We start from the raw sequence: 24,689 nt of genomic DNA, 5'->3' as shown, positions 1-24,689 counted from the left end.
AATCATCCGTCCAATCAGCCCATACCGGAAAGCCATGTCAGCCCGCTCCTTCTCCCGCCTTGCCCGTTCTTTCATAAAAACCGCCGTGATCGGGGTGCTGGCGCTTGCCGCCCTCCCGCTTTATTCCCAGACCCTCACCCAACGGTGGTCGAATCTCGTCGCCGACGCCGCCTACCCAAACATCGAAGGCAGGGTCGTGAGAACCGGTCCGGATCGGCAGGTGGTGACCGCGCTCAACACGTATTCCTCGTCAAGCTACGACGACGTGCTCGTCATCAAGTCCGATGCTTCCACAGGTGCCAGGATCTGGCAGAGTGCTTCAAATCCTCCCGCCAACTACGGGGACTTTGTGACGGGCATGGCCATCGATAGTGCGGGCGACGTCATCGTTGTCGGCGGACGGAATTCCTATTTGAACTACAAGCCAAGATTCTTCTCGGCCAAGTACTCCGGGGTGGATGGATCGGTGCTCTGGGAGCGGATCTTCCTGGTCAACAACCATGCCTCATTTTCCGGTGTCGCCGTGGACTCTCAGGACAACGTCATCGCGGTCGGCACCACCCGCACCAACGACTCGTCTCCGATCGCTTCGGACTTCGTCACCTACAAGTTCTCTTCCACCACGGGCGAGACGCTGTGGATGAACCAGTATTCCACCAGCGGGGCATCCACCACCACTGACTTTGCCAAAGCAGTGACGCTGGACGCCGCGGACAACGTTCTCGTCACCGGTTATGGCAACAACCGCGGATCACTTCAAGCGGTTATCCTCAAGCTGGCCTCGACCGATGGCAAGGTGCTATGGAACCAGGTGAGGTTGGACTCGGGCGGCAGCACCTCGGGCGAGGACATCGTGGTCGATTCCTCAGGCGACGTGCTCGTCGCCTGCAGCACCAGCCAAGGCCGTGGAGGCTTCCGAACCGTCAAATACAGGGGCAGCGACGGAACCGAGCTGTGGGTGAATCACCACGAGAGTGATCAGATCGACGTCCCAAGCTGTCTCGCCGTCGATCCTTCGGGGAATGTCGCCGTCACCGGTCACACCTACGCGGGGACAGCCAACGACGACATTCTCACCCTGTACATCTCCGGCAACAGCGGGAGCACGCTTTGGACACGCACCTACGACGGTGGGATCACTTCCGGTGGCCTGATCAAGGACGACCACGGTCTGGCCGTGCGCTTCGATCCCTCCGGCAATCCGGTTGTGGCCGGCTCTTCCAACAACGCTTCCGGCAATGGCCCGGACACGATGGTGCTGAAATATGCCGCGGCAAACGGCAACACCCTCATCCAGCAGCGGATCGCGGTGAGTAATGGCGACGACAATCCGCTCACCAAGGACTCGCTCGACGTCGGACACGGACACGTAACGGTGACAGGCCGCCACTATGCCAGCGGAGGCCTGTACCGAGCCTTCACCTTCCGTCTCAATGATCCTGTTGATCCGGCCGTCACGACACTCGCAGCCGGGCAAGTGGGTTCCACGACCGCGCGGCTGCGCTCGGACGTCCAGCCCCATGGCTACGCCACCACCGTGCGCTACTTCTACGGCACTGCGGCGTCGGCTCTCACCCTTTCCACCCCGGCGCGCTCCGTAGGGAACGGTTTCGCGGAGGTAGAGGACGAGGAGACACTGAGCGGCCTCCTGCCTGGCACCACCTATTTCTACCAGGCCCGGGCGACCGGCAACTCCCAGACCGTCCAGGGCGAAACTCTCACATTTACCACTCCTAGTAATGACGCAACCCTCGCTTCTCTGGGCGTGAGCACCGGCGCGCTTCAGCCCGCCTTCTTACCTTCCACCACAGGCTACACTATCACGCTGCCCTTTGCAGTCACCACCCTTTCCGCCACCCCGACCACGACCCACCCCGCGGCGACCCTCACGATGAATTCCACCCCGCTGGCGAGCGGGGCTACCAGCGCGCCGTTCCCGCTGCCGGTGGGGAACACGATCATCAACACCATGGTCACCGCTGAAGACCTCATTACCACCCGCGCCTATTCCATTGCCGTCACCCGGGTGCCGGAAAAATATGTCTTCGCTGCAGCCACTGATGTTCCGGTGAACGCGCCCGGCTTCACCGCGACCGGCCTTGCCGCCGAGATCGAACTCGCCTTCGCCCCGGCAACCGGCACCGACCTCACGATGATCGACAATACCGGCTTGGGGTTCATCACCGACCGCTTCTCGAACCTCCAACACGGGCAGGAAATCATCCTCAGCCATGGCAACGCCCGATATCGCTACGTGGTCAATTACTACGGCGGTGACGGCAACGATCTGGTCCTCACTTGGGCGAATCGTCGTCCTTACGTATGGGGCTACAACAACGCCGGCCAACTCGGCCTCGGCACCACCGTCGATGCCACGGTCCCCACGGCCCTCGCCACCGGCAGCGCGCTGGATGGTAAAACGATTCTGTCCCTCGCCACCGGATACGGGCATACCCTCGCGCTGTGTTCCGATGGCTCGCTCTTTGCCTGGGGCTCCAACAGCCGGGGCCAACTCGGTAATGGTAGCGCCACCGGCGGCTCCTCCCGGTCGCTCGTGCCCGTGGAAATCACCGGCTCGGGAGCCTTGGCCGGCAAACGGATCATCGCCATCGCCGCCGGCACTCTTCAGAGCTTCGCGCTTTGTTCGGACGGCTCGCTTGCAGGCTGGGGATCAAATCAATGGGGACTTCTTGGCGACGGCACTTCAACCGATCGCAATCTTCCCGTGGCCGTTGACACCACCGGCTTCCTCGCCGGCAAGCAGATCATTTCCGTCTCCACCGGCGAGTATCTCACCCTCGCGCTTTGTGCCGATGGATCGATTGCCGGCTGGGGAAACAACATTCGCGGTGCGCTCGGCTCGACGGCACCAGGCACCACCTCCACTCCCGTTGAGGTGACGCGCAACGGAGCGCTTCTCGGCAAACAGGTCCGCTCCGTCATCGCGGGGGCGGATGCATTCGCCATCTACCGCTGCTCGGACGGAACGGCCGCCGGCCTCGGCTGGAACAACTCCGGGCAACTGGGCAACGGCAACACTTCCGATGCCTCCGTTCCCGTCCGCGTCGTGACCTCGGGCATTTTGTCCGGCAAGTCCCTCCGCATGGTGTCCCCTGGCAATCATCATTGCGTGGCTTTCACCACCGATGGCACCGCCGTCACCTGGGGTGAGAACATCCTCGGCACCCTGGGTGACAACAGCACGGTGAATCGTTCGAGCCCTGTGGCCGTTCAGTCGAGCGGCGTGCTGCAGGGCAAATCGATCGTCAGCGTGAACGGCAGCTACTTCAACAGCGCCGCCCTTTGCGCGGACGGCACCTTGGCCATCTGGGGCTATGGCGGTAGCGGCGCGCTCGGCAATGGCTCGACCACCACCAGCAATGTCCCCGTCGCCGCGAATCCTCCCGCCACCGGTGAGAAGTTCACTTATCTTTCGCAGGGTTCCTCCGCCACGCACTACGTCGCCCTCGCCGCGGTGCCGCTGTCCAATGACTCGTCCCTCGCATCACTCGATCTGTCCGCCGGCTCGCTCCAGCCTGCGTTCTCCCCCGGCACCACCAACTACTCCACCACGGTGGACAGCGGGCTCGTCTCGCTGACGGCTACCCCGACTACCAACAGCACCTACGCCACCGTCGCCGTGAATGGGGTCACCGTTCCGACCGGTGCCGCCAGCCAGCTTCTCGCCATTCAGCCCGGGGACAATCCTGTCGAGATTGTCGTGATCGCGGAAACCGGGGTCACTACCACCTACTCCGTCACGGTTCATCGTCCGCCACTGGTCGCAGACTTCGATTCGCCCGGCGACATCGGCACCGTCCAGACGGACTATTCGGCCCGCGGCAATACCGTGGAACTTTCCCTCGGCTTCATTCCCGCGCCCGGCACCGTTCTCACGGTCATCGACCTTACCGGACCCGGCCTCATCGACGGAGAGTTCGGAAACCTTACCCAAGGTCAGCATGTCGTCCTCGTCCACGACGGCACCGGTTACGAATTCGTGGCGAACTACTACGGCGGCACCGGCAACGACCTGGTACTGCAGTGGGCCGCCACCCGAATTGCCACTTGGGGCGCGAATCGCCACGGTCAGCTCGGGAATGCGACGTTTGACGACGGCCTCGTTCCATCGCCCGTGGAAAACTCCGGCGTTCTGGCGGGCCGCACCACCACCGAAGTGGCCGCCGGCTACCTCCACAGCATCGCGCTTTGCTCGGACGGCACCCTCGCCTCCTGGGGTTACAATGTGAACGGTCAGCTTGGAAACGGTGGCACAGCCAGCGAATCGATCCCCCTCGAAGTGGATCGCGGCGGCGTGCTGGCGGGCAAGACGATCATTGCCGTGGCCGCGGGCTCCTTCCACAATCTCGCGCTCTGCTCGGACGGCACGCTCGCGGCGTGGGGGTACAACAATCACGGTCAGCTCGGTATTGGCAATACCACCATCTGCCGCGTTCCCGCGCTCGTGGATGCCAGCGGCGCGCTCGCGGGCAAACGCATTGTCGGTATCGCCGCCGGGGCCTACCAGAGCTACGCTTGGTGCACGGATGGCTCGGCCCTCGCCTGGGGATTCAATGACGATGGCGAGCTGGGCGACGGGACCCGTGCCAGCACCTCCATCCCCGTTGCGGTCGATGCCAGCGGTGCCCTCTCGGGCCGGCGGATCACCTTCATCGCCGCCGGCCAATACCATGCGCTGGCACTGTGTGAAGATGGAACTCTCGTCAGCTGGGGATACAACGAGCACGGCCAGCTTGGAAACCAATCCACCGTGGCAAGTGACACGCCGGTGACCATCAGCGGCCTCGGCGGGCTGGCCGGCAAGACTGTCTCGCGCCTCTCCGCCGGCAGTGCTCACAGTCTCGTGGCCTGCACCGATCACAGTCTGGTCTCATGGGGCTGGAATGCCAACGGCCAGCTAGGCTTTGCCTCTGGTCCGGACAACACCCTGCCGGTAGTTATTTCCCCTACGCCCGGCTCCCTTCTGTCGGCCACCGGCATCGCCACCGGCAACTTCCACAGCCTCGCATGGTTCGCCGATGGCACTCTCTCCGCCTGGGGCGGGAACGACAACGGTCAACTAGGCGACGGAAGCACCGTGGGCCGCTCGTCCAGCGCCCCGGTGGATCAATCCTCATTCGGTTCCGCGGCACGCGTTATCTTCGCCTCCAGCGGCTCCTCATCGTCCCACAACCTTGTCGTAATGGGCGTCCCTCACTCCGTCGACCCTCCTGCCACTTCGTCCGTTGCAAATCCAGCGTTTGCCGAGGGTGCCTCCGACTCGGACGAAGATCAGGACGGAATCCCCGCTCTTATCGAATATGCCTTCGGGCTGGACCCCGAGAGAAGCGATCCGGGAAAGCTTCCCCAGCTCAGGCACGAAGCGGGAGGGCTCCTTTTCCGCTTTACCACACCTCCAGGGGTACGAGGAATCATCTATGGTGCCGAATGGAGCACAACGCTTGGCCCCAATGACTGGTTGCCGATCCCCGACACTGGTGAAGGAGATGAACATGTCTTCGTCATTCCAGCCTACCCGCGCGCGTTTATCCGGCTCACAGTGAATCCAGAATAGCTGAATTCCCTACCGACACCCTAACGCACTTTAAATAATGCCGTAGCCGTTTCGAACGGCTGTCTGATACGTTCCGGGTATAGCAACGCTCTCGATCGACCTGCGCGAAAGAATCCTCAAGGCCTACGACCGCGGGGATGTCACACGCGACCAAGTGGCCCGCCGTTTCGAAGTTTCGCTTGGGATGGTCAAGAAGCTCCTCCAGCAGAGGCGCCACGCCGGAGACGTCGCGCCGCAGCACCACCGCAGCGGGCGCAAGCCGAAGATCGAGGCTTCGCACCGCCTGCATGACCATCGAAGGCGCAACCAACGCCGAGGTGTCTCGAGCCTACGTGAAGGAGGTCCTGCTGCCGATCCTCAGACCCGGTGACATCCTGGTGATGGACAATCTCAGCGTGCACAAGGATTGACGCGCGCTTGAAATGCTCGCCGCCCGCGATGTGGAGGTGCGTTTCCTGCCGCCGTGTTCTCCCGACCTCAATCCGATCGAGCCGATGTGGAGCAAAGTGAAGAACCTGCTCCGTGGCGCCGAGGCCCGAGACAACGACCAGCTGCTGCTGGAGATCGGGAAAGCCCTGTCCCGCGTCACCGCATAGGACGCCGCCCATTGAATTGCCCATTGCGGCTATGGATCTATTTAAAACACTCTAAGCGCCATTCAGGAATGACCGTCTATGCGGCGGCGGGTCAGGGCGAGCGTACCAGCAAGGCCGAAGAGGGCGGCGGTGGAGGGCTCGGGGACGGGAACCAGAGACAATTCGTTCGCAAAGAAGGAAAAGTATCTCAGGTCTGTGCTGAAGGAAATCGGCGTGAGATTTTGAGCTGTTCCTGTAAATGTGATGCTGTCGAAGGTCCCGGCATTGTATAGTGTTGTTCCCGGGGACCCCATCTCTCCTGCAATCAGTCCTGCCGTAACGCTGACCCCGGGTGACCAGCTCAAGTGCGGATAATCTTCCCAAGGTCCGACGACAATTCCTCCGGACATCATCGCGGAGGCGGGATCGGTGCCACCGCTCAGGCCTCCAAACTCGAACGAATAGTCGGACAGGCTGTTGGGTTGGCCTTGGGTGGCGGCACGGTAATCCAGATCAATTACGAAACCCGACGTTACCGGCTCCAGTTGAAAAACCATGCCCGGTGCCGCCCGGACGGTAAAAGCAAGAGTGTCGCCCGCTGAAATCGTCACCGTGCCGGGAACCGACCCCAGAGTGTAGGCTCCGAATCCGTCCAAAGGATTAATGCTGTTGCGATTCACTCCTGTGACAAATCGGGGGGCGCCACCTGTGCTGATGTCGCGAGTTTCCACGGAGGTAATAACGATCTCGGGGAACGCCACAAGTGCCGCTTGGGCGGGAGCCGTCAGGCACGGGGCGAAGAAGAGAATGGCGGCGGGGAAACGTTCTTTCATGGCGGGTTGGCGTTGGTGGAGAATCAGGCGGTTTTGCGGCGGCGAACCAGGGCCAGTGCCCCGGCGAGGCCGAAGAAGGCGGCGGTGGAGGGCTCGGGGACGATCGAGACCGATCCGTTTCCCGCCACGAAGGTCGATACGATTGATCCTCCGTCGTAAGCCCCCACCGAAAGCAGCGCGATATCCATTCCCTCCCCGAACTCAAACGAGGACAAATCCTCGGGCAGGCCGGGAACGCTCAGCGCACCCGTGCTCCGGTCCTCGATGCGGAAAATGATGTCATGGAAACTCCAGCCGGTATTACCGTTGAGATCCGCTCCGGTCGAGGTGATGTGGGCGGAGAGAATGTTGTAACCGCTAGGATGTTCCCACATCCGGATGTAGTTTCTCCACGTCGGTGTCTGGGGGCTGAGGTTCTGATCGAAATCCCCGTAAGGTTTGCTCTCGATGGAAAAATCTCCGATTTGCACGGTGGCGGAGAGGATCGGGAAGACGTACTCATGGTTGTTCGTCTCCGTACTAACCAGTGTGGGAGCCACCGACGTATCGACGACGATCCGGCCGTTCATCGGCTGCCCGTTGTAAGAGGCGAATCCCCCACCGTTTTTCACGCCGGTGAACTCGTAGGTGACAATCGCCGCCATGGCGGATGCGCCGGCGAGGGCACAGGCTGGGAGGATGCCCGCAGCAAGAACATAAAGCGGGTTTTTACGGGAAAGGCAAGAGGTGGGCAGTCTGGGGTGTCTCATGGTGTTGTAACAGGTGGAAGCCGATTCCCGTTGTTAGAAATGGCCCGAGGATGATAGACATTGGCCTCCACCGCGGAATCCCCTGAACAGGGGATCGTCGCGTTCTCCTCAGGGAACCGAAATGGCCGCGCCCCAGCCCATGAGAAAACATCCTCCCCATGAACTCCTCCCCCACCTGCCGCCGGCAGCGGTGATGATGCCGCGGTGGTAGTGGGTCTCGGCCACCGTGTTCGTCTTCCGGCCGAAGAATGCGGGTACCCGCTATCCGCTGCTCAGTTCTGCTCCACCCAGTAGAACATCTTCGGTGGAGCCGGACTCGGCGGCCCGAAGGGGATCTGCATCTCCGTACCGTTCCCCGGGTGCGTGGACACCACCTCCGCCGTAGCACGGTCCAGCGTCGTGCTTCGCTTCAACGTGTAGGTCTCCCCCGTTTCCGTCGCCACCGTGATGGTTCCGCTGGTCGCGGAACTGAACTCCACCTTTGACTCCAGCACATCCGGCACCGAACGGAACGTCGCCTTGAACACGGCGTCGCTGTAGTCCTCGAAATTGACTTGGAAAAAAACCGAATCCTCCACCCAGGCACGGCCAGGGTTCATGTGGAACGTCTTCGGAACACGCCCGCCGAAGTCCGTCCGCACGTCCACGATCGCCTCCACCTTTCCTCCGATGTCGGTGTAGATGCCATACTCCCGGGGCGTCCCTGTCCGGGAGCCGATGAACACCACCGAGCCGTCCTTGATCTGAAGGCTGGTATAGCTTGCGAAATCCCCCGTGCCTCCCGGCACCGGGGTGAACGTGTCCGCCACGACGGACAGTTGTCCTCCAGTCATCTTGTAAATGCGGGGCTGTCCCACGCCTCCGCCTCCCGAGAATGCAACATCCGAACCGTTCCTGACCGCTCCTCCCAAGGGTGTTCCGAGCACCCCGCCACCCGGTGCGGGAGTATCGTCATCCACGATCGCCTGGATGCTTCCGTTCCACCTGTAGATACCTGCCACACCGCCAGTGCCGGCGGCCTGGAAGATGACCTCCCCGGCATCCGCGAAGGGCAAGGCGGCGAGATTGAAGCTGTTAAAAGTGGACTGTCTGCCGGGAATTGTGTCCCCCTGTTTCGCGATCAGCGTTGCGCTGCCGTCCTGCCAGTACATCAGTGCGGACGGGAGCACCGGATCGTTGGAGGGGCGGATGTAGAAGGCGATGTTGCCGCTCGAGGGATCCATGGTCCCTCCGGCGATTCCGTTGTGAGGTAGCGGCGTGGGATAGCCGGGAAAGACAGAGTTCCGGTCGATGATCCGCGTACCGCCCGGCATCTGGTAGATGCAGTCGTAGTAATTGTTCGGCCGCCCGGCCATGTGGTTGGCCATGCCATAGATGGCATAGCTGGTGCCCGTTTTTCCGATGACATACATGCCCGTCAAGGTCGCGTCGTCATACTCTTCGCCGTTCTCCGCGATCAACGTTCCGTTCCGGTAGATGCCTGCCGGCGGGCCTCCCGTGCTGGAATCAAACTTCCGGTAGAGAGCCTGCCCTCCGGATACCCACGGGGGCTGCATGGCGAGGGTGAAATGGGGAGGCGCGGTATCGATCTCCTCCAGTTCCACCACAATCCCGGCCTCCGCGACGGCTACGGCTGAAAATGCGATGAACGGGAGGCAAAGCCCCCGGGTCATCATGATCTTTCACCCTCGCGCCCAGCCGAAACCATAGGGCTGACCGAACCGAGGTGCCCCGCGTGCAAATGACCGGCGACCCAATCGTTGCTCATATGTCATGAGAACAGGATCCCGGTTTTCGGGAATCCCGTCCAGCCGCTTTGCATCGGCACCCAGGGCCCCCTCATTTTGGATGGCTGCAAGGGGTAGGGTCGGACGTCCCCGGCCGACCGCAACGGTTCCCGCCGGCAGGCCCTTCCCTCGCATCCCGGCCGACCGGGGACGGTCGGCCCTACCCGCGCTGCCGCGCGACTCGCTGAAACCAAGCGGATCCAAAATGAGGTCACCCTGCGTCGGCACCCCACACGCTTCGAAAAGATCCGATTTTCCGGCGAACCATTTTTCGCTCCGGGACGGAAGTAGGATGATGAGACTCGTCAAACACTTGGGCATCGCGGGTATATCGCTGGTTCCCCTCTGGTGTCAGGCCGCCCCCGGAGATCTGGATGCTTCCTTCGCCCCGATCGTGAGAAACGCGGTTCCGCCCGGTTCGGTGCGGGCTTTGCCGGACGGGAGTTTTCTCCTCGGCAGCTCGTGGGAGGGATTCGATCGCATCGACGGCATGCCGACGGGCGACCGGATCCTGCTCGGTCCCGATGGCGAGGTGTCCGGCGAGCCGGTTCCCGGCTTCCTGGAGCCGCTGGGAAACCTGGCGTTGATCGACGGCATTTCAACCAGCGCATCCCGGGACTGGTTTTCACTGGGCAATGGCGAGTGGCTGATTCCCGATGAGGCCGACGGGTGGTTGAAGAGGCACGCGAACGGAACCCTCGTTCCTTTTCCTACCGCGCTGCCAGGGGGCCAGCAGATCGTTCCCCAGTTCGTGGCCGGTGACCGTTTGTGGGTGATCCGGACCGGGGGTGCACAGAACTTCGCGGAGATCCGCGACCGTTCGGACGGTGCGATCGATCCTTCGTTCCAGCCGTCCGCCGATTGGCCGGACCAGCCTCTCCAGCTCATACCCGCCACGGGAGGAGGGGCGTGGGTGATGGGGGGAGATTCCTCCCCGCTCCTTTTGGCCAGCTGGTATGGCGGGGACAAGGCCAACGTGATTTTCCGGATCGCGGGTGACGGCTCTTTCGATGAAACGGTCAGCCTTGTGGAGGTCAATCATTACACCCGGCCCTCGTTGTCTCCCGCCGCCGACGGTTTCCGGGTGGTGACGGGCCGCGATAGTAGGTTTTTCCTTTACTACGATTCGGCTGAAACCCGGACCATCGACTGGTATGACGACGGGGCGGCATCCACCCGGAGGATGAGCTTCGTGTTCCCGCGCGGCCGACCCTTCACCTGGGCGGAAGATGCGACCGGGGCGGTGGTGTCGGTGGGGCGCGACGGGCGTTTGCAACGTTTCACCGCCACGGATACGACGGACACGTCTTTTGTCAGCCCCGGCCGGGCGCGGTCGGTGATCGCCTTGCCGGACGGCAAATTGCTGGTGGACGGCACGCGCCGTTTGCTTGCGGACGGGCAGCCCGATCCGGATTGGCACGTGTCCAATCCGACCGCGCCGGGACAGGTGCGCTCGATCCAAGCGCTGACGGACGGCAGGCTGTTGGTCACGGGGCGTTTCTCGTCGTTCGAGGGAGCGGCGGAGCGGGATCTCGTCATGCTGAATGGCGACGGGTCCGCCGATCCGGGGTTTGTCGCCGACCCGCGGGCCGCCTTCCCCGTTTCCGCCGCGTTTTCCGGCGGTGCGGTCTATGTGGTGACCGAGTATCCGCTGAACTTGCCGGGTGGAAGTGTATCGAATCTCGTCAAGCTGGGTCCTGGCGGAGGGCTCGATGAAACCTTCGACGCCGAAGAAGGCACACAACTTTGGGGCGGCCGGTTCACCCAGGTTTTCGCCCAACCCGGGGGCGGGCTGATCGCTGTGAGAAGGAGCGAGACGGAGATTCCGATGGAAACCGTGTTCTTTTTGGATGCCACGGGGACGGTGCAGGCACGACTTCCTTCCTCAATGTCCCGGCTCGGGCGGACAGTGCTCCCCTTGTCGACGGGCGGATGTGTCGTGGGACCGGTGATCCATGGGGCCGACGGCACGCAGCTTCGCCAACTCGGAGGGTCGGCGGAACTCAACCCGGTCTGCGAATGGCAGGGTGGCGTCCTTTTCACGGAAACCCGCCCATCGGATCCGGCACGACAGCGCCTGAGGTGGTGGCGGGATGACAGATGGGTGGCCGGCTTCGCCGCACCGCCGCTGACGGGAGGCCAAGGTATCCTCCATGCGACGGAAGGAGACGAAGGCACGCTCTATCTGGCGGCGAATTGGGTTGGCATCGGCTGGCGGATCCGCCGAATGTTGCCGGACGGGTCGATCGACGAAGCGTTCGCCGCCCCGGAGTGGAGGTTCCGGGTGCGGAGGGACGCAGGCACTTGGAGGGTCGCGGGAAGCAGCGGGCTTGAGAACTTCGATCCGGCGAGCTGGGACAGGGGCGTCATTCCATCCGACTGGGCGTTTCATCCCGGCACCTCGAAGCTGTGGGTGGGAGGCTCTTTCAATCTCGTCGATGGCCATGCCCGGGACGGGATCGCCCGTCTGGAGGCAGGCGGCGTGTCTCCGCCCTCGGGGGAACCCCGCACCGCCTACGATTCGTGGGCTATCGCCATGGAGCTTGGCGAAAGTGGTCCGGAAGACGACGACGATGGCGACGGGGTCGTCAACGCGCTGGAGTTCCTTTTCGGCTCCGATCCTCACCAGGCATCCGAAGGGACGCGGGTTGATGTCGGGGGCGAGATGGCGGTCTTCAATTATCCGGTCAGTCTTGAGGCCCTTGACTCGACCCACGAAGTGGAATTCAGCGAAGATCTAGTAGGTTGGGAAACCGCCGATGAAACCAACGCGCTTCTCACCGCCAGCCCGGAAGACGGCGATGTGACCCGGATCAGCGTTTCCCTACCGAGGGCGGATCAACGGAAGCTGTTCTTCCGGCTACGGGCGGAAGTTCGTTAATCTGATGCATGCCGCTCGACCAAGGACGATGAGGAAGGGAGAAGACATGCCTGAGTCCGCCTGCCGTTCCTCGACCGCACCTCCGTCCCTGCTTTGGGACGGCACTTGGTTGCTTGAGCGCATCGCAGGCGGAGATGGCAACGCATTGGAACAACTCTACCGTATGTGGGGGGACCGGCTTTTCAGCATGGCAGTCCATCTTCTCGGCGACGAAGGCGCGGCAGACGAGGCGCTCCAGGATTGCTTCCTGAGAATCTGGAAGAAGGCGGGGGAATACGATCCCGCCCGCTCCAGAGGTTTCACCTGGGCGGGCATGATCCTGCGCGGCATTTGCCTGGACATGCTTCGCAAGCGTCGACGCCGAGCAACGGTGTGGGCGGACGAAAGCGCCATTCCCGAGCTCGGGGTTCCCGCGTCCCACGGCGGTGTCGAGGATCTGCTCTTCAGGGACACTGTCCGCCGGGTGGAATCCGCGCTTCGAGGGCTTTCTGAAGACGAAGCCGGGATCGTGAAATCGGCCTTGTTCGAACCCGCCACGATCGACGAGCAGGCGGCCCGCTGGAGAGTTCCGGTGGCCACCGCCAAAACCCGGCTCTTTCGCGCGATGAAGAAGCTGCGCAAACTGATGGAGAACCCGAAAGGAGAAACACCATGAAAAAATCGGATCGTGAAGACGCCCTGATGCGGGCGCTGGATCTCTTGTCGGAGGCTGACGCTTCACGAACGGACCCGAAATTCGCGAGGAACGGCGATCTTCTCGCCGAAGCGGACGCAGCCAAGGAAACGGCCATCGACGTGTGGCTGGCGTCCTCGCGCTTGAGCGCCGCCCCTCCTGGGACCCTCGGACGGATCATGGACAAACTACCGCCACCCTCCCCACCGGTTCGCGGACAGGTGGAAATTTCCCGGCCATGGAGACTTGCCGCCGTGGCCGGCTGGGCGGCGTCCATCGCTCTCGCCTGCACGTGGTATTTCACTTCCTCGCGGGAGTCTTCCATGATGACGCCCGAGATCGGGGAATCGACGGACCTTCCGGAAGCGGTTCCCGATACACGGGATAATCAGATCCGCACCTCACCCACGAGACTGGACAGGCCTCGTCGTCCCCATGAGGAACGCCGACTCCGGGAAGAAATCGCACGTCTCAGGGGAATCGTGGAAAGTTCCGACGGGAAGGGCCGCCTTCCGAAGGTCAGGGAGCTGTCCCGCCCCGGAAGCGCGGGCAGGGATTCCGAGGAATCCCGGGAGCATCTCCGGAAGCTGTTGGTCGATGCACTGCGCACGTCCTTGGAGGCGGAAACAGGAGCGCCCGGTGATCCCGCTTCATTGGTGATCGAACGCGGATGGCCGGTCGAGGGGATGATTCCTGCGAACAGTGACATGGTCGTCCGCCACCGGCACTTTCCTGAAACCTCGTGGGAGGAGTTCGGCCTCTGGCAATCGGAGGACGGCACCTACTACGACCCGGCGAGCGGCATGATCTGGTTTCCCGATCCCGATCAGCGCGGCTTCATTGGACGGCTCGCCGATGCGGAAGATGATCTGGATGGGTTCCATCCCGGCGCTGGAGCCGCTCAAACCCAAAAACAGGGGATCACCCAGACGGAACCCGGTGGATTTCTGATCGAGAAGCCGGAAGACGGTACGGTGGATGCGGTGATCGAGGGAATCAATCCATCGCCCGAAGGCCAGACGACATGGCTGGTCTGGACCCTGCCTGATGGCAGCACCAACGAGCAGCCACTGGCCGAATCGATGTTCACCGGAAGCGGAACGATTCTCGTCAATTCGGGGTTTGGCATGGAGCTTATCGGAAACATGGGCATGGCTCCGAATGTCGGCGGAGGAAACACGAATCTGGAGATCCAGGTGCGCACCGACGACGGAACCGTGGTCGGAACCCTTCTGGAGAGCGAAAATTGAATCGCGTCCGGGTTCCCCTCATCCGGTTGATGAAATCGACTGCAGCTCAAGTGACCTGAATGAATCGGAGGCCAGAGGCGCGGACGCGGCAAATACGAAACCGCCATCGGTCAAAGTCCATTCGTCAGCTCATAAGCTTGCCGATCGGGTCCGGGCGTTCCCCCTCAGTTTCAGGACAACACCTTCATCGCTCCTTTCCGGTCCCTCTCGAAAGCATACAGGAGCCGGCCCTCCGGATTGATGAAACGCACCGTCAGTTTCTCTTCGGTGACATGGATGTGGTTGAAACCACGGGTCTTCATCGAAAAATCGTCACCGGCTTCGGCGACGTCGTGACGGCTCGCACCACCGCCTCCTGAGACGATAAAATCCTGCGTGTAGCCTTCGGCACGCAGATGCTGGAGGGTGTGATCGTGGCCGGCGAAGCAGAGGGAGACGCGGGGATCGCCGAGAGCACCCTTCCATTCCTCGCGCAGCCTCCGGCGCTCCCTGTCCCGGTCCGGTTTGGCGTGGGAGAACAGCGGATAGTGGGACGCCATCCAGATCCATTTCGCCTTCGTGGGCCGCTTCAGCTCGGCGGCCAGCCACCGTCGTTGGGCAATCTTTTCTTGCGGCGTCATCGCACCTTCGAAGTAGTTCCCGTCGAGAAACAGAATCTTCACCAGCGGATCGTTCACCGGACCGAGTTCGCGGGAATACAATTTGGCCGGCATTTTCCACCGCGACCCCGGATTTCGGGCGGAGTGACCCAGCTCCATGTCCGCCTTCGCCCGGCCTTGTTTTGAATCGTAACCGGGACCGTAGTCATTGGTTACCGAGAACGGCGTAGAACGGGCAATCGAGAGTCTCCTTCGGGTAGTAGCCGCCGAAGCGCGACGGAATGGTTTCGGGGGAAAGGTGCCCATAGAAGTTGTCCCCCAGCGCCAGCACCGCGGTTGGCGACACGCCGAGTTTGCCCGCCAGTCCGACCATCGCATCGGCCACCTGACGCTGCTTGGCATTATTTGTCCCGAAGTCCCCCAAAGCCAGCACGTGCAGGCCACCGCGACCGGTCGTGCGCCGGAGCTCGTCGGCAGCATCCACCGCCAGCGGGTTCATTCCCCCAAGCACGCCGGAACTGAAAAGAAGGGTTGTCTTCAGCGCGTCGCGCCGGGTCATTCGTAACCGATGGATCATGAGAATGGGTAATGGGCTACCCTCGCCGCGCCTTCGACCTTTCATTCAGGCATGATCCCGGCGACAGCACCGCTCTCTCCGAAGCCGAAGAAACCATCTCCGCGTAGCGTGCGAGATACCCGTGGACGACTTTCGGATCAGGCCTGGTCCACGCCTCCCTCCAGGCCGTCGTTTCCTCATCGCCCACCTCCAGGCGGATCCGCCGGCGGGGAGTATCGAGGCTGATCCGGTCGCCGTTTCTCACCAACGCTATCGGCCATCCAACGGCCGCCTCGGGGCTCACATGCCCGATGGCACCTCGCTCCACATCAGTCACGGAGCCGACCTCGCTGCCCTGAAGTAATCCTCCGCCGCATGCCGCGCGACGGCAGGCGGCGGCACGATCCCAGAACCGTTCCATCGGCTTCAACCGTCTATCCATCCCGGGCTTGATTACCCTGAGAGATCATCGGAAACAAACTCCTTGCTATTTCTTTCCAGCAAACGATCCTCCTTGGCTTTGATGCACTTTTCACACCCCAAGTCGCTTTCGACGGGACTTCGTTGGTTGACGAAGCCTTCCCGGGGTTGGTGTGCGCACCGGCTCTCGGCCTTTCGGTCATAAGCGGGTGGTCTCATGAAGTGGTCTTTCGACCCGGGATCGCCCGAGGTCGAATTCGTTTTTTTCACCACTTCATGCCCTTCCCTTCGGAAGCGGCATCCACCTGTTTTTGTATTTAACCATGAAAAGCATCATCCGTTTGTCCCGGGAAGACCACGCCTGTCTTCGGGACCTTGTCCAAGGCGAACAGCCGGGCGGCCGGCTCAATGCCGACCAAACCCTCAATCTCGAGGCCGTGTTGAACGTCGCCCAAACCGGCGGCAGCCCCGCGCAACTCATCGACCATGTAGGCCTCGAGGACCGCATCACGCTGGTATCGCCGACCGATCGGGGCGATGTGTTCGTCCTGAGCATCGTGGTTCCTTCCGGGGAGGATATCGATGCCGACCGGATCGGAATCGGGAAGCCGGTTGCGCTGGCCTGTCTCGGTCGCCGCCGGAACGAACTCGTCATCTGGACCGGACCCCAGGGTATCCGGGCAATGAAGGTTGTTGAAATCGAAAAGGCGGTCACACCTGCAGACGTGCACTGAGAAAAAACAGGCACTGCCGCGATCCGCGGCGGTGCCGAAGCCATCGCGTTTCAGTGTCCTGCCTGCTCCCGATACGCGGCGTATCGCGCGCGCTGTTCGGGTGTGAGCCTGGCGGAATCCAGGCGCTCGTCGGAGATGGCATTGATCTTCGAGTGGATCACGTTGGCCATGTCCTCGGCGCAACGCTTGATATGCTCGGCGTTTTCACCGGAGAACAGCTCGTCGACCGTTTCGCGGAACAGTTTCAGCCAGCGATCGAACTGGTCGCGCCCCATTGCCGTGAGTGGCACAAGGCGAGCATGCTTGCCAATCGGATCGCCACGAAATCCACCATCGCGAAAAAGAACCGTTTGCCAGAAGGCATACATTTTGGGCAGGTGGATCTCCCAATCGATCGCCGCCACCTCATCGAAGATGAAGCCCAGCAATTCATCGCGACGAACCTTCCCGTAAAAGGCGTTCACCAACCGGACTATTTCGTCGCGGCCCTGAATGTCGGCTATTGATTCTTCCATGGTTTCTCTTTCTACCAATAATGCTAGGCTGCCCGTTCCCTGCTTGCGGCAACCCGGGACGAGAGATTGCGATCAACCATCTCCTGCTGGACGCGTGACCGGATCGCCTCGCTGAGGCGGAGCAGATCTCCCTCATCCACGTCGATGAACAGATCCATCGCCTTGAGTGCCGCGATGACATCCTCGTGGCCGGGTTCGCTCCGGTCATCCGTCGGCAACCGCCGGTTCAACGCGGCGGGGTAGCGGCGCCATTTGAAACCCGCGTTGAAGACAATCGCAACGCCCACCATCACCACCGCATTGGCAAGGACCGGGCAGAGAACATACCCGAAGCCGAGTTCGTAAATTGCGGAACCACCCAACACCGCGGTCAGCGCGGTCGCCCCACCCGGGGGATGGATGCACTTCAGCTGATGCATCGCGCCGATAGACAACCCGACGGCGGCCGCGGAAGCCAGCGCGGGATGGGGAATCCAGCGTGCGCAGGTGACACCTACCAAGGCCGAAAGGACGTGCCCTCCCACCACCGGCCAAGGCTGGGACAACTGGCCGTGGGGAACGGCAAACAGCAGCACGGCACTTGCGCCCATGGATGCCACCAGAGCGGGAGCTCTACCCAAACCGACGCACGCGTCGATAATCAGGCACAAGAGAAGGATCGCCACCGCACCGCCGGAGACGGCGACGAGCCTTTCCTTGGCTGATACGACGTTGAGCTCGATTCCCAGCAGGTCGGAAATCCGTCTCATGCGGCCGAGAACCGGAAATTTCGAAGCCGGGGCAGGAAGTCCGCCAGACTCGGCAGGTCGGCGGGAAGTCTCTGATGATCACCGAACTGCAAGTTGCCGAGAATCCCCCCGAGCAGGAAATCGGCGAAGACGGGTGTGTCGCCAAACAGGTACGATTTCATCGAGAGCATGTCCTCCAGCGGATTGAGCAGCCGAGCCGATTCACGCAGGAGCGACTCGCGGTTCTTCCGCCAGTCCTCGACACAGCCCCGCCCGAATTTCCGCTCCTTGTGCCGAACGATCATCCCCCTCTCGGCGACATCCTGGATGGAAGCGACGAAAATCGGATCGTAGATCCGGAAGGTTACCCCTTCCACTTCGTTCTCAAGGTAACGGATCACCAGATCGTGGACTCCCCTCAGGCGTTCGGGAAACAAACGACCACCGCCGAAAGCATCGTCGACATAGTGGCCCACGTCCTGGGACTCCGGCCCCGATTCGAACACCACCTTGCCGCCGTGCACCAACACCGGAACCTCGTAGTACGCGCCTCCGGTGAGCCGAAGCACGCTGCTGCGATCCGCGGCGGATACCTCCTTCCTGTCGAAGGAGACGCCCAGTGCTTCGAGGGCGGATTCAACGGCAATGCAATAGGGGCTGTGGGCGAAACCGTGGACTTCGGGATTCATCGTGGTCGTAAAGCTATTGATCGGCCTCATGAGGTCGACATGCCGCTTGCATAGTATCGCACTACGACATAATGCAAGCGCCGGATGTCCGGATCACGAAAGAAACTCTCCGATGGCGATTACGTCCGTCTCGCGGATTTCCGCTTCGCCCTACGGCGCTTTCTCGAGTTCAGCGCGGACGCCGCCAAAGGCGAGGGACTGACTCCCCGACAGCACCAGGCGATGCTGGTCATTCGCGGCAGCGAGGGCGGGCGGGCCAGCGTGGGACGCCTCGCAGAGCGTCTCTGCCTGAGGCCCAACACCGCGGCCGAGCTCGCAAAGCGCCTTGAAGCCGGTGGCTGGATCACCCGCATTCCGGGAGAAGCCGACCGGAGAGTGGTGGTCCTCGCACTCACCCCCGCCGCAGAGACGAAGCTTGAGCACCTCAGCCATGTGCACCGCCGGGAACTCCGCCAGATCGGCCCGGAAATCTCCGCCCTTTTCCAATCCCTTGCCGAGGAGGACGAATGAGAAGCGCGTCGCGGGAACGATTCCGGATGCCGCTGCTCGCCCTCGTGGTGGGTGCGGTGGTCGCGGTCGCGGGAATCGGACTTCTCCAGCTGATCCACCTGATCACGAACCTCTCCTTCCGGGGCGAGTTTTCGTGGCACGAGGCCCCGGCCACCTTCTCGCATTTCGGATGGCTGGCCATTTTCGTCCCGGCGGCTGGCGGGCTCGTCATCGGCCTGGTGGCACGGTTCGCCGCGCCCGAGGTGAGCGGCCACGGCATTCCCGAGGCGATGCAGGGGGTGATGGTGAACCAAAGCCGGATCCCGCTCCGGGTCGCCATTCTCAAGCCTCTGGCGACGGCGCTTTCCATCGGTACCGGCGGGCCCTTCGGCGCGGAGGGTCCCATCATCGCCACGGGAGGCGGCATCGGTTCCCTCTTCGGCCAATGGATTCCCCACAGTTCCGCGGAGCGGAAAGTGATGCTCGCCGCCGGAGCGGCGGCCGGAATGACCGCGGTCTTCGGCACGCCCCTTGCCGGGGTGCTGCTGGCCGTGGAGCTGCTGCTCTTCGAATTCAAGGCTCGGAGCCTTCTTCCGGTGGCTATGGCGGCAGGAAGCGCGATGGCCGTGCGCGGACTCCTCGACCAACCCTTCCCGATGCTCCCCCTCCCTGCCCCGGACGCGCCCGGACCGGGGATTGCGGTGGGAGCCGTGATCATCGGGCTCGTTTGCGGCGCGCTCGGGGCAGGCATGACCGTAGCCCTCCACCGTATCGAGTCCCTTTACGAACGCCTCCCTATCCCCCGCATGTGGTGGCCCGCGATCGGCGGCCTGCTCGTCGGCTTGATCGGCTGGCTCGATCCCAGAACCTTGGGTTCAGGCTACTTCAACCTCCGGGCCTTGCTCGATGGCAACATGGCGGTGACCGCCATCGCCACTCTCGCCGTTCTGAAGTTTCTCTCCTGGTCCCTCTACCTCGGAAGCGGAACGGCGGGCGGGACGCTGGCCCCGGTGATGACGGTTGGAGGAACGATTGCTGCACTGGTCGCGCACGCACTGATCCTGCTACCGCCATTCGCGGATTTGCCCATTGGCATCGCGGCGCTCGTCGGCATGGCCGCGGTGTTCGCGGGGATGTCCCGGGCATTTCTCGCTTCCGTGGCTTTCGCGTTCGAAGCGACCCATTCCACCTCGACCTTCGGCCCCCTCCTTCTGGGTTGTGCCTTCGCCGTGCTCATCTCCCGGTTGCTGATGAAAGAATCGATCATGACGGAGAAGCTCGCCCGCGACGGCGTCCGCGTACCCGAGGACTACGAGCCGGACCTGTTTGCCACGACGCCGGTCTCCGCCGTCATGAACCGAAACCCACTGACTGTTCCCCCTTCCCACCTCCTCTCGGACCTCCTCGTCAAAGCCGGCGACGAAACGGACCCGTTGAGCAACGCGCGCATTTTCCCGATTGTCGGAAAGGACGGGCTTCTCCGTGGAATCATTTCCCGGTCCGAACTTCTGGAAGCCATCCGCTCGGGGTCGGATACGCAGATAGAGGAAATTGCTATCCGCGAACCTCACATCATCCACCCCGACGAGTCCCTCGCCGACGCGACCGACCGGATGCTTCTGCACGGGATAGGCCGGCTCCCCGTGGTGGAACGGGGAGCGCGGCCCGTCCTCGTCGGCCTGATCAGCCGGAAGGAGATCCTGAATGTCCGCAGACGGCGGCTGCAGGACGAGTATGGAATTTCACCAACATCCCCGACCCCGCGTCAGCCCGCATGAGCCTCAAGTTCCTCACGCGGCCCGAAGAACTCGAAGTGCACCTGGGAGCCGGGGATTCCCCAAGCCAGGAGCTGCCGGTAGATCGACGCCATGAATGGCTTCGGTCCACAGAAGTAGTAATCGCAGTCTTTCCGCGGGGCGAGGGACTCGATGAGTTCCGCGTCGATGAATCCTTCGCTGTCGTGCCAGCGGTGGTTGCGGTCACTCTCCGTCGGCTCGCTGTAGCGGAAGTGGATTTTCAGGTTCTCGTGGCGTGCGGCGAGTTCCGACACCACTCCCCGGAACGCGTGGGTGTGGCCGTTGATGGCGCCATGGATGAAGACGACTTCCCGTCCGGGTTGTTCGGCGAGAACACTTTCGAGGATGCTCAGGATCGGAGTCACGCCGACCCCTGCGGACAGCAGCACCAGGGGGCGGCTGTGACGCTCCGACAAGTCGAGGAAGAACTCGCCGCAAGGGGGACCGACTTCGAGTTTGTCTCCCAGTTTCAACTCGTGGAGCTGGTTGGAAACAAAACCGCCTTCCTCGGCTTTCACACTGATCCGGAAATGGTCCGGATGCGGAGCGCTCGAAAGACTGTAGTTCCGCATGGTCGTCCCGCCCTCACCATCCGGAAACCGCACGGTGAGGTACTGCCCCGGCTTGTAGGTCGGAACCTTTCCTCCATCCGCGGGCTTGAGGAGAATGGAAACGATCACGTCGCTCTCGCGCTCCTTGCCAACGACCCGGAAGGGCTTGAATCCGTTCCAGCCGTGCTCGTTCCGCGCCTGGATCGTGTAGATGTGGCTTTCCCGTCCGATCAGGATTTCGGCGAGGAAACCGTAGGCCTCGGCCCACGCGTCGATCACTTCGTCGGTAGCCCCTTCCCCGAGAACTTCACGGATCGAGGCCAGGAGGTTGGAACCGACGATCGGATAGTGCTCCGGCAGGATGCGGAGTCCGGCATGCTTCTGAGCGATCCGTTCCACCGCGGCGCCGAGGACTTCCAGTTGGTCGACATTGGCGGCGAAGGCACAGATGGCACCCGCGAGGGCACGTTGCTGTGTGCCGCCTGCCTGATTCGAGGTGTTGAACAAGGGCCGCACCTCGGGATTTTCACGGAACATCCGTTCGTAGAAGTGACGCGTCAGTTCCTCCCCGTGCTTTTCCAGGACCGGGGCGGTGCTTTTGACCACCGAGATGGTCCGTTCACTCAGGGCAACAGGTGGTTGGGAATTCATCCCCGCCAAAGTCCCGTCCACGCGAAAGCCCGACAACAAGGATGCCGCCGATTCCTTGACGCCGGTCAAGATTCACACCCGATTGCTCGGTGAAAGCAGGAGGTTCTATCCAGCGCACCGCCCTCGCGGCAAGCCTCTCACAGGCTCCGGTCTTTGCCGGATTGCCCGAGGCAGAGCTGGTCCGCATCGCTTCCTATTCGTCGATCGTTCCGCTCGCCAGAAACGAGATCCTCTTCCGCGAGGGTGATCCCGTCACGGGCTTCTTCGTGCTTCGCCGGGGTCTGATCAAGGCCTTCCGGACAATCGATGGAAGCAGGGAGCAACTGATTCACCTGGTCCACCCCGGACAATCGTTTGCCGAGCCCGCGATCGCCGGACTCCCCGGATATCCCGCCCACACCCGCGCGATGGAGGCTTCGGAGGTGATTCTCATTCCCCGCCGACCCTTCCTCGATCACCTGAAGCAACGGCCCGAGCTTTCCCTGCGGATGCTTTCATCGCTCAGCCGACACCTTCACGATCTGGTCGGGACCATTGAGAACTATCAGCTTCGTGACGCCGGTTCGCGCTTCGTTCACTGGCTCCGCTCCCGCTGCTCCGGAGGCCACGGTCCCGCAGAGATCCGGATGAACACCACCAAGGCACTCCTCGCCGAGGAGCTGGGCACCCGCCCTGAAACCCTGTCCCGCATCCTCGCCCGCCTCCAGGCCGAGGAGCGGGTCATCGTGAAGGGTCGCCGCATCGTCATCCCCGACCCGAGGAGACTCGACGACATCCAGTTTTCCATCCCCTGACTCCATGACCGAACAAGCCGCATACTTCTTCCTCCAGATGGCCGTCATCCTCCTCGCCTGTCGCTGGGTGGGAGCGCTCGCGCAGCGTCTTGGCCAGCCCCAGGTGGTCGGTGAAATGATCGCGGGGGTGCTGCTCGGGCCTTCGTTGCTGGGGTGGATCTGGCCACAATCCGCCGAACTCATCTTCACGAGTGAATCCCGTGGCATTCTCTACGCCGGAGCGCAGTTGGGGGTCGGCCTTTACATGTTTCTCGTCGGCCTCGAGTTCCGCACCGACCATTTTCGTTCCCGGGCCCGCAGTGCGGTCTGCGTTTCGCTCGCCGGGATGATCGTCCCGTTCGCTCTTGGCGCACTGCTCGTCCCGTGGCTGCGCCAGGTGCCCGGCATCTTCTCACCACAGCTTCGATACTTCGAGGGAGCGCTCTTCATGGGAGCGTCCATCGCCATTACCGCCTTTCCCATGCTGGCACGCATCATCTCGGAGCGGGGGCTTGCGGGCACCTCGCTCGGCACGCTTGCCCTCTCGGCAGGTGCGATCGACGACGCTGCGGCATGGGCGCTGCTGGCAGTCGTGCTCGCCACTTTCGGAGCATCCCAACCGATGGAAATCGGCGGCATTCAGATCGGCGCTGAGGTCGTCGCGATCGGTGGCGCCCTCCTCTACGGCATTCTCGTCCTGACGATCGGACGACGCCTCCTCTCCAAGCTGGGCCGGAAAGCGGAGCAGGCGGGCGGTGTCACACCTCAGGCCCTTGCCACCATTCTCGCCCTGTTCTGTCTCGCCGCGTGGTACGCCGACACCATCGGGGTCCACGCGGTCTTCGGCGGTTTCATCCTGGGCATCGCGATGCCGCGTGGCGTGCTCGCCGAAGACTTGAAGCGGAAACTCCAGCCAATGTGTGTGGTGTTCCTGCTGCCGATGTTCTTCACCTTCTCAGGCCTCAATACCCGGCTCGGAGTTCTGATCTCCCCGGGACTCATCGTCGTCGGCCTCGCCATCCTACTCGCCTCCGTGGCGGGCAAGGGGATCGCCTGCTGGGCGGCCGCGAGACTGAATGGCGAGGACAACGCCACTGCGATGGCGGTGGGCACTCTCATGAACGCCCGGGGTCTCATGGAACTCATCATCATCAACATCGGACTCGAGAGAGGCATCATCGGCGAGTCGCTGTTCTCGATCCTGGTTCTGATGGCCATCGTCACGACTCTGATGACCAGTCCCGTATTCGAGCTGGTCTACGGCCGTAGGCGGCATGCCAGCCTCGCTTCCAGTCCGTCCCCGTCCGATGTCTGAACCAGCCCGAGAGCCGTCACCCTTCCGGATCCGGGATCGCGCAAGGCGGGCTGGCACACCCACTCCGCTCGCCGTGTGCCGGCGGCAGATCCTCCAGCGCCTCGATCACCAACTCCCGGAGAACTGAACGATGACAGACCGACTCGTCCTCGCAGAAACACCCGAGCTGGATCGGCGTCCGGATCGACATCGCCGCCATCAGGGCGATGACATGCCTGACCTCCGCCCCTCGCATCTCACCCCGGTAGCGACGAAAGAACTGCGCGGTGGTGCACTCTCCCCGCTGATAAGCTCGAACCAGTTCGGCACTCGGAGCCAGAACAGGAAGCCAGACATCGAAGTAGCCGCCCGGCACGTAGTCTTCCTTCCGGACGCCACGAGGAACGTGCCGGGCAACACCAACCCGGAGTCCACCGGCCGCGCGGCCGCGTCCGTACCGATAGCATCCCACGATCATCTCCGGGTAACGTAGCGCCCGCCTCGGCAGTCTCAAGTATCTCGTCTCCACACCAGTTCCCATCCCATGTGCGACCCGCAACCTGCAATCGAC

Annotated in this window: 20 protein-coding genes and 1 pseudogene; 10 read left to right on the top strand and 11 right to left on the bottom strand. The window is 62.6% G+C overall.

Annotation, left to right across the window (positions count from 1 at the left end; genetic code table 11):
• Window positions 1-34 precede the first annotated feature (34 nt).
• Both IG178_RS04750 and IG178_RS26120 read left to right on the top strand, forming a co-directional pair.
• Entirely contained in the window at window positions 35-5,575 is a 5,541-nt protein-coding gene (locus IG178_RS04750; RefSeq protein ID WP_193211378.1) for an RCC1 domain-containing protein, read from the top strand.
• Between the two features lie 179 nt (window positions 5,576-5,754).
• Window positions 5,755-6,171, top strand: a pseudogene (locus IG178_RS26120) (transposase).
• Between the two features lie 62 nt (window positions 6,172-6,233).
• Here the strand turns inward: IG178_RS26120 and IG178_RS04735 are convergent.
• The 3 genes from IG178_RS04735 to IG178_RS04725 all read right to left on the bottom strand — a co-directional run bounded on the left by IG178_RS04735 (window position 6,234) and on the right by IG178_RS04725 (window position 9,408).
• A complete protein-coding gene (locus IG178_RS04735) occupies window positions 6,234-6,983 on the bottom strand; it encodes a PEP-CTERM sorting domain-containing protein (RefSeq protein ID WP_193211375.1) in 750 nt (249 codons plus the stop codon).
• 23 nt (window positions 6,984-7,006) lie between these two features.
• On the bottom strand, window positions 7,007-7,732 hold the full coding sequence (locus IG178_RS04730) for a PEP-CTERM sorting domain-containing protein (RefSeq protein WP_193211374.1): 726 nt from the start codon (window positions 7,730-7,732) through the stop codon (window positions 7,007-7,009).
• 272 nt (window positions 7,733-8,004) lie between these two features.
• The gene (locus IG178_RS04725) at window positions 8,005-9,408 is read right to left on the bottom strand and encodes a DUF7453 family protein (protein ID WP_226894853.1); all 1,404 of its coding nucleotides are present in this window, start codon (window positions 9,406-9,408) and stop codon (window positions 8,005-8,007) included.
• Window positions 9,409-9,913: 505 nt separating this feature from the next.
• Between IG178_RS04725 and IG178_RS04720 the strand changes: the two genes are divergently transcribed.
• The 3 genes from IG178_RS04720 to IG178_RS04710 all read left to right on the top strand — a co-directional run bounded on the left by IG178_RS04720 (window position 9,914) and on the right by IG178_RS04710 (window position 14,323).
• Window positions 9,914-12,400, top strand: a complete 2,487-nt coding sequence (locus IG178_RS04720; RefSeq protein ID WP_193211372.1) for a delta-60 repeat domain-containing protein — start codon at window positions 9,914-9,916, stop codon at window positions 12,398-12,400.
• A gap of 4 nt (window positions 12,401-12,404) precedes the next feature.
• Window positions 12,405-13,055: an RNA polymerase sigma factor gene (locus tag IG178_RS04715; RefSeq protein ID WP_343225926.1), complete on the top strand. Its 651-nt coding sequence runs from the start codon at window positions 12,405-12,407 to the stop codon at window positions 13,053-13,055.
• A 671-nt stretch (window positions 13,056-13,726) separates the two neighbouring features.
• Window positions 13,727-14,323 (top strand): hypothetical protein, encoded by a 597-nt coding sequence (locus IG178_RS04710; RefSeq protein ID WP_193211370.1) that lies wholly within the window; start codon window positions 13,727-13,729, stop codon window positions 14,321-14,323.
• A 170-nt stretch (window positions 14,324-14,493) separates the two neighbouring features.
• On the opposite strand, the gene IG178_RS04705 is transcribed toward IG178_RS04710, so the two are convergent.
• The 3 genes from IG178_RS04705 to IG178_RS04695 form a co-directional block, all read right to left on the bottom strand.
• Window positions 14,494-15,000: a metallophosphoesterase family protein gene (locus IG178_RS04705; protein ID WP_193211369.1), complete on the bottom strand. Its 507-nt coding sequence runs from the start codon at window positions 14,998-15,000 to the stop codon at window positions 14,494-14,496.
• Between the two features lie 127 nt (window positions 15,001-15,127).
• The gene (locus IG178_RS04700) at window positions 15,128-15,499 is read right to left on the bottom strand and encodes a metallophosphoesterase family protein (protein ID WP_226894852.1); all 372 of its coding nucleotides are present in this window, start codon (window positions 15,497-15,499) and stop codon (window positions 15,128-15,130) included.
• Between the two features lie 16 nt (window positions 15,500-15,515).
• Entirely contained in the window at window positions 15,516-15,899 is a 384-nt protein-coding gene (locus IG178_RS04695) for a dihydroxy-acid dehydratase domain-containing protein (RefSeq protein ID WP_226894889.1), read from the bottom strand.
• Between the two features lie 322 nt (window positions 15,900-16,221).
• Here IG178_RS04695 and IG178_RS04690 point away from each other — a divergent pair, with 322 nt between their 5' ends.
• Window positions 16,222-16,632: a GreA/GreB family elongation factor gene (locus tag IG178_RS04690; RefSeq protein WP_193211366.1), complete on the top strand. Its 411-nt coding sequence runs from the start codon at window positions 16,222-16,224 to the stop codon at window positions 16,630-16,632.
• 50 nt (window positions 16,633-16,682) lie between these two features.
• Here the strand turns inward: IG178_RS04690 and IG178_RS04685 are convergent, their stop codons facing one another.
• From IG178_RS04685 to IG178_RS04675, 3 genes are read right to left on the bottom strand one after another with little or no spacing between them, the layout of a single operon-like run.
• Complete coding sequence (locus tag IG178_RS04685; protein WP_193211365.1) at window positions 16,683-17,147, bottom strand: group III truncated hemoglobin; 465 nt, start codon at window positions 17,145-17,147, stop codon at window positions 16,683-16,685.
• Between the two features lie 23 nt (window positions 17,148-17,170).
• Window positions 17,171-17,896 carry an HPP family protein gene (locus IG178_RS04680; RefSeq protein WP_193211364.1) on the bottom strand — a complete coding sequence of 242 codons (726 nt, stop codon included), beginning with the start codon at window positions 17,894-17,896 and terminating at the stop codon, window positions 17,171-17,173.
• Window positions 17,893-18,564, bottom strand: a complete 672-nt coding sequence (locus IG178_RS04675; protein ID WP_193211363.1) for a glutathione S-transferase family protein — start codon at window positions 18,562-18,564, stop codon at window positions 17,893-17,895. Before IG178_RS04675 ends, IG178_RS04680 begins: the two co-directional genes overlap by 4 nt.
• Window positions 18,565-18,648: 84 nt before the next feature.
• On the opposite strand from IG178_RS04675, the gene IG178_RS04670 reads away from it, so the two are divergent.
• The gene (locus IG178_RS04670) at window positions 18,649-19,074 is read left to right on the top strand and encodes a MarR family winged helix-turn-helix transcriptional regulator (protein WP_193211362.1); all 426 of its coding nucleotides are present in this window, start codon (window positions 18,649-18,651) and stop codon (window positions 19,072-19,074) included.
• Window positions 19,075-19,100: 26 nt separating this feature from the next.
• Window positions 19,101-20,831, top strand: coding sequence for a chloride channel protein (locus tag IG178_RS04665; protein ID WP_193211361.1), 1,731 nt, complete (start codon window positions 19,101-19,103; stop codon window positions 20,829-20,831).
• Here the strand turns inward: IG178_RS04665 and hmpA are convergent.
• Complete coding sequence (gene hmpA / locus IG178_RS04660) at window positions 20,819-22,051, bottom strand: NO-inducible flavohemoprotein (RefSeq protein WP_193211360.1); 1,233 nt, start codon at window positions 22,049-22,051, stop codon at window positions 20,819-20,821. The genes IG178_RS04665 and hmpA overlap by 13 nt on opposite strands.
• An 89-nt stretch (window positions 22,052-22,140) precedes the next feature.
• Here hmpA and IG178_RS04655 point away from each other — a divergent pair, with 89 nt between their 5' ends.
• Window positions 22,141-22,845, top strand: coding sequence for a cyclic nucleotide-binding domain-containing protein (locus IG178_RS04655; protein WP_193211359.1), 705 nt, complete (start codon window positions 22,141-22,143; stop codon window positions 22,843-22,845).
• A gap of 4 nt (window positions 22,846-22,849) precedes the next feature.
• Window positions 22,850-24,139, top strand: a complete 1,290-nt coding sequence (locus IG178_RS04650) for a cation:proton antiporter (protein ID WP_193211358.1) — start codon at window positions 22,850-22,852, stop codon at window positions 24,137-24,139.
• A gap of 16 nt (window positions 24,140-24,155) precedes the next feature.
• Here IG178_RS04650 and IG178_RS04645 read toward each other — a convergent pair whose 3' ends face one another.
• A complete protein-coding gene (locus IG178_RS04645; protein ID WP_193211357.1) occupies window positions 24,156-24,596 on the bottom strand; it encodes a DUF488 domain-containing protein in 441 nt (146 codons plus the stop codon).
• Between the last annotated feature and the right edge of the window lie 93 nt (window positions 24,597-24,689).

Source organism: Neoluteolibacter marinus (assembly GCF_014904755.1).
GTDB classification, from domain to species: domain Bacteria; phylum Verrucomicrobiota; class Verrucomicrobiia; order Verrucomicrobiales; family Akkermansiaceae; genus Haloferula; species Haloferula marina.
Note: the sequence above shows the minus strand (reverse complement) of the source record. Positions and strands in the feature narration are given on the sequence as shown.